This window comes from Gemmatimonadota bacterium (assembly GCA_009838845.1).
Lineage (GTDB): Bacteria > Latescibacterota > UBA2968 > UBA2968 > UBA2968 > VXRD01.
This window is the reverse complement of record VXRD01000096.1, coordinates 1-5,353: the sequence shown is the minus strand read 5'-3', so window position 1 is coordinate 5,353 and position 5,353 is coordinate 1. Positions and strand designations below refer to the sequence as shown.

At 49.3% G+C, this 5,353-nt stretch carries 4 protein-coding genes; 1 reads left to right on the top strand and 3 read right to left on the bottom strand.

Translation table 11 applies throughout. The features are described 5' to 3' along the window. Nucleotides 1-1,516 precede the first annotated feature (1,516 nt). Complete coding sequence (locus F4Y39_12285) at nt 1,517-2,347, top strand: DUF4249 family protein (protein MYC14497.1); 831 nt, start codon at nt 1,517-1,519, stop codon at nt 2,345-2,347. A 60-nt stretch (nt 2,348-2,407) separates the two neighbouring features. On the opposite strand, the gene F4Y39_12280 is transcribed toward F4Y39_12285, so the two are convergent. The 3 genes from F4Y39_12280 to F4Y39_12270 are packed head-to-tail and all read right to left on the bottom strand — an operon-like array spanning nt 2,408 to nt 5,302. Continuing rightward, nucleotides 2,408-3,319 (bottom strand): slipin family protein, encoded by a 912-nt coding sequence (locus F4Y39_12280; protein MYC14496.1) that lies wholly within the window; start codon nt 3,317-3,319, stop codon nt 2,408-2,410. Beyond that, the gene (locus F4Y39_12275; protein ID MYC14495.1) at nt 3,309-3,692 is read right to left on the bottom strand and encodes a GntR family transcriptional regulator; all 384 of its coding nucleotides are present in this window, start codon (nt 3,690-3,692) and stop codon (nt 3,309-3,311) included. Before F4Y39_12275 ends, F4Y39_12280 begins: the two co-directional genes overlap by 11 nt. A gap of 29 nt (nt 3,693-3,721) precedes the next feature. Then, on the bottom strand, nt 3,722-5,302 hold the full coding sequence (locus tag F4Y39_12270; protein ID MYC14494.1) for a redoxin domain-containing protein: 1,581 nt from the start codon (nt 5,300-5,302) through the stop codon (nt 3,722-3,724). Nucleotides 5,303-5,353 lie beyond the last annotated feature (51 nt).

The window sequence follows — 5,353 nt, the reverse complement described above, 5'->3', positions numbered from 1 at the left end:
GTGGGGGACGGTTTGGGCAGGCGCGGTTCAATTTTCAGCAGCAGACGAGCGATTTTGGGCAGGATTACGGGTTCTACGATACGAATTTCAAGCTCAATTTTGATGTGTCTGACAATGACCGGGTTTCGGTGAGTGGATATATGGGCAATGATGCGCTGAATCTGTCGCTACCGTCTTTTCGGGAGCAAACCCGCGATCAGCTCATGGATTGGGGCAATCGGATTGCGCGGTTTAAGTGGTTGCATATTTATACGGATAATTTGATTGGCAATGTGCAGGTTTCGGCGAGTCGATATCTGTCCAATTTTGATGTTGCGACCAATCAAAACGAGTCTGCCAATAGTGGGCAAACCGGGCAAGGTGGAGGTGGGCGGCGCGGTTTTGCATTGAATCGCAATAATGAGTTGAACGATTTGACGGCCAAGTTGACGTTTGATCTTTATTCGGGGCCTTTTCACACGACGCGCGTGGGTGCCCAGTTTACATCGTATGACGCTTTTTACAAGCAGGGCGTGGGAGATTCGACCCGGTCACAGATTAATACGTCGTCTTTTTATCAGACGGGTTTTCTCGAGCATACGATGCGTTGGGGGCGTCTGGAGTTGACGCCTGGGCTACGCGTGAGTCATTTCCAGAGTGGCAATTATACCCGATGGTCTCCGCGCGTGGCGGGGTTGTTTCAATTGGATGACAGGATAGCGTTTAAGGGCGGTTGGGGCATTTATCACCAGTTTGTCAATTTGATTTCGATTGAGGCCAATACCTATACGACCGATATGTGGCTGCCGGTGGATGAGACTTTGACGCCGGGGAAAGCCGTTCACAATGCGTTTGGCCTTATGTTGACGCCGGGCGAAAGCTGGCAGGTGGATCTGGAGTTTTATCACAAAGAGATGGACGATCTGGTTGAGTTTCAGTCCCAGGTTCGTCTGAGCGATTCGACGCCGCTGTCTGATTTGTTCGCCACTGGTTCGGGAAGATCTTATGGTGGTGAGTTTTTGCTTCGGAAGACTGAGGGGCGTTTGAAGGGTTGGGTCGGATATACGTTGAGTAAGACCGAGCATACTTTTGCCGCTTTGAACCAGGGCAATCCGTTTCCGCCAAAGTACGACCGGCGACACGATGTTTCTGTTGTGACGGATTATTATCTGGGCAGGGGCTGGAATTTGAATGCCAATTGGGTTTATGGCACGGGGCAGGCATATACGCTTCCGGAGGCGCGCTATGAGGTGCAGCAGCCAACAGGACAGTCCATTCCCTATGTCCATGTGTCGGAGAAGAATGCCTATCGGTTGCCGGCCTATCACCGCATGGATCTGGGTATTACGCGCGATTTCAGGTGGGGTGGCGTTGGGGGGCAGATAGTGTTCAGTGTGTTCAATGTCTATAACCGACGCAATGTGTGGTATCGCTCGTTTGATGCGACTGAGCCGGAGATTCAGGTGCAGGATGTGCTTCTGCAGCCGATTTTGCCGAGTATTGGTTTTCGTTTTAATATGTGAGAGAGGATCCTGGGATGAAAAACATACAGTGGATATTTTGTTTTGTTCTCGGTCTTGGTGCAGGGGGTTGTAGCACGGCGCCGACTGAGTCGTTGGGGGAGTTTCGAGAGACGGTTTATGTCGAGGGTTATTTGCGGGCGGGGAGTCCTGTGTCCGATTTGTTTGTGGGTACAACGATGCCGCTTTCCAGTGTGTATGATCGCGAGGCGAGTGCGCTGTCCGATGCGCTGGTGACGATTGAGGTGGATGGAGTGTCGTACGAGTTGTCACCTGTGGTGGATAAGCCGGGTTATTACGAGCAGTCGGATCTGATTGTTGAGTCGGGTAAGACATATCACTTGTCTGTTACGACGGGGTTGGGTACAGCGACGGCGCAGACGACGGTGCCGGTTGCGCCGTATGTTTCGGGCGCATCTTCGCTGTTGATTGGGGGTGATGCATATCGGGTTACATGGGAGGGTGAGACACAGGGGGGGTATGTTACGACGCGCAAGTCTGTGGAATTGTTGGAGCAAATTTCGCTGGCGACTCAGTTTGGAAGATTTGGTGGGGGTTTTGGCGGCGGAGTAGATACTACGGGGCTGGGCGCGCTGCGGGATAGTATTGCTCGGGCAGATCAATGGCGTTTTTTGCAGGGGCGCTCGTTGTCCTTAAATCCGAGACAGTTTTCGTATTATGGTATATACTCATTTCTGGTCTATGCGCTGGATGAGAATTACGGCGATTATTTGATTTCGAGCGCGCAGGATGAAGCGGCGTTGGATGAGCCGCAGTTCCATGTAAAGGGGGGTATTGGTTTGTTCGCTTCTATGGCCGCGGATTCTGTGGTTTTTCGGGTGGAGTGATTCCGCCTCCCTCATGCAAAAGCCGCTCTTTTGAGCGGCTTTTTTTGTTTCTAATGGCGTTTACGCTGTCTCTTCAGTCGGGTTGGGCGTTTCGTTTGTGTTTTGCTCGGCAAGGGCAGTCAGTCCACCAATAGCCCCCAGGTTCATCGATTCCAGGGCAGAACTCGGTACGATGACCAGAGACCCTTTTTCTTTGAGTCCTTCAAAGAGCATGTTCATGCCGCGCAGTTGCAGGGCAACGGGATTATTGTGATAGTTTTCGCTGGCTTGAGAGAATTTTTCTGAGATTTCGGTTTCGGCTGTGCCCAGGATGATCCGGGCCTGGCGTTCTCTTTCTGCCTGGGCTTGCTTGCTCATGGCATCTGCAAGGTCGGGTGGTATAACAATGTCTTTGATGCCGACACTCTGACAGGTAATGCCCCAGGAACTGGTCGTTTCGTCAAGGGCCTGTTGCAATGCCTCGGCGATCTTTTCTCGATTTTGCAGGAGATCTGCCAATTCGTGTTTGCCGATGATGTCGCGCAGGCCAGTCCGGGAGACGAGTGAAACGGCGTATTCATATTCCTGAACTTCGAGGGCGGCTTTTTCAGCATCCCAAACGGTCCAATAGACGACGGCATCGACGTTGACCGGTACAGTGTCTTTTGTCAGAGTAGAGTCGGCTCTAATGTCAGTGACCCGAACTCGCTGGTCGATGTATTTATCGACCCGGTCGATGATGGGAATGATGAGAAACCAGCCCGGACCTTTTAATCCTATAAATTTTCCCATACGCAAGACCACGGCTTTTTCCCACTGGTCAGAGATTTTCAATGTGGCGGCAATGAATAGCGTAGCAGCCAGTCCGATCAGGGCAATGGTTAAAGAAATCAGGTCCGTATAGAACAGGATTGCGTTTGCCAGTGTGAGGATGAGGAAAATGAAGATCGAGACGAGATTGATATGCTTGTTCAGAGGAATTTTATCGTTCATGGTCTGCTCCTTGTCGTTGTTTCAGTTCTTTGATCAAGTCTGCAAGGTTGAATCCGTAGGCCGCGGCAATGCTCTGGAATTCATTGCATATACCAGTCAGTTTTTTTTCCTTTTCGTTGTCGGGAATCTCTACTTTTACTGGCGCGATAAATGTTCCTGAACCCTGCTGGGTTTCCAGAATGTTTTTAATTTCCAGTTCCCGATAGGCTTTGCTGATGGTGTTGAGATTGACTTTGAGTTCTACGGCCAACGCGCGAACAGTGGGTAATTGGTCTCCTACATTCAATTTGCCAGCAGCAATGCCATAACGAATCTGGTCAATGATCTGGCGATAGAAAGGGATACCACTTCTGGGGTCTAATTCAAAATTCATCGACTATACCTCATTTCTGGAATTGATTTTTATCCAGCGATCAGTTTTTCGATTATTGCCTTTACCTGAGGTAAGAACCTGGTCTCAACATAACCCATTTCCTCATATTGAATTTTGCCTTCCTTATCGATTATGAGTGTCGTTGGAGTATGCCGAATATCACTCCTGCCTGCTATGTTTGCTTCCTTTGTGTCGTAAAGCATTGGAAAGGAGATATTCGTCTGTTCTGCAATTTTTTGGATCGTAGATAAATAATCTTTGAAGATCCCCCTCCTGAACATGTCGTGGATGGCGATTACTTTGACGGGCGCATCGCTATATTCGCTATGGATTTTTTCCAACATCGATAGCTCTGGTATGCACGGTCCGCACCAGGATCCCCAAAAGTTCACGACGACGATCTGGCCCTTCAAATCGGCAAAGTTAATGGTTTCGCCTTCGATGGTTTTCAATGAGAAATCAGGAAAGTTCTTGCCGATAAGTGAGCGTATTTCATCCGCTTCGTTTTTTGAGGGAAGCCTCTGTTCGAGGCGCGTCGCAAATGCGCGATACCCTTCGTCCGTGCCATGCCGAAGGGTGTAAACGCGCTGAAGCATATTCCAGAGGTCGGTATCCCAAGGATTTTTGACAAGTGCATCTGAATATAATTGCAGCGCGCCATCGTAATCGCGTTTGAGCGTTTTTACCATTCCCAGGTCTTTTAAGACGCCACCATCCCATTTATTTTTTACAAGTGTGTGATGCTCAGGAAGTTCCCCGAAGAGGGACAGCACTTTCTGAAATGCTATCTCTGCGTCATCGAGTTTTTCTGCAGCGAGATAAGAATGACCCAAAACGCGATAATAGCTGCAAAGGGCATGTTTGCGGTGCGGTAGGGGAATGTCATCGGCAGAAGCGATTGCTTTCTTTGCGTATTGCAGTGCGGTAGAGGGGTATAATTTCACATCGCCGTACGAGGACGGTAAGTCATGGCCGTTCATAAATATGGCGATAGATTTATAAACACTGGAACGGGGGACCCACTTTACCGCGCTGTCTATCTGAGCATGCACGCGCGTACTATCCGCTACTTTCAGGAGTGGTCCGCAAGAGTAGAGAAATGCCGCACCGCGATTTTCATAGTCTGTGTTTTCGAGCAGTGTTTCCCAGTGTTTTACGGAAGTTTCAGGATCAAATCTCATGCTTGATATAGCCTGATTCCATACTTGCTGAAGTTGTTCGTCTGAAGCTATTTGTCTGTCGGGAGCATGATGGGTAAAGCGCCTGGACCTGCGCCTTTTCCTGTCATGGTTTAAAACAACGGAGATGGTATAGACTTCTTGAGGCCAATGTTTCTTATTGAGTTTGACTGTGTATTCCCCTGGCATACGAGGCTCATATACGGGGATGGCAATTACGCCGCCAACAGTGCCCGATATGCTCAGATTTACAAAAGAAGATTCGGGAACAGTGTAAGATATCGCGATGATGGAGTCCGTTGGAGAGGCCACAACTGTCAGAGTGGGTCTGGATGGCACGGGGGCCATTGTTTCTTGAGCAAGAACCAGGGTGTTTTGGGCAGGTATGAAGACAATGGCGATACAGGAGATCAACAGATAGAAGGGTTTCATGTTTGTCTCCTTTGTGTAAACGACTGGTAGTTTTTACACATTATATTATTG

Excerpts from the sequence above, each read along its gene's own strand:
- F4Y39_12285 (MYC14497.1), top strand. The coding sequence starts at position 1,517 with ATGAAAAACATACAGTGGATATTTTGTTTTGTTCTCGGTCTTGGTGCA.
- F4Y39_12280 (MYC14496.1), bottom strand. The coding sequence starts at position 3,319 with ATGAACGATAAAATTCCTCTGAACAAGCATATCAATCTCGTCTCGATC.
- F4Y39_12275 (MYC14495.1), bottom strand. The coding sequence starts at position 3,692 with ATGAATTTTGAATTAGACCCCAGAAGTGGTATCCCTTTCTATCGCCAG.
- F4Y39_12270 (MYC14494.1), bottom strand. The coding sequence starts at position 5,302 with ATGAAACCCTTCTATCTGTTGATCTCCTGTATCGCCATTGTCTTCATA.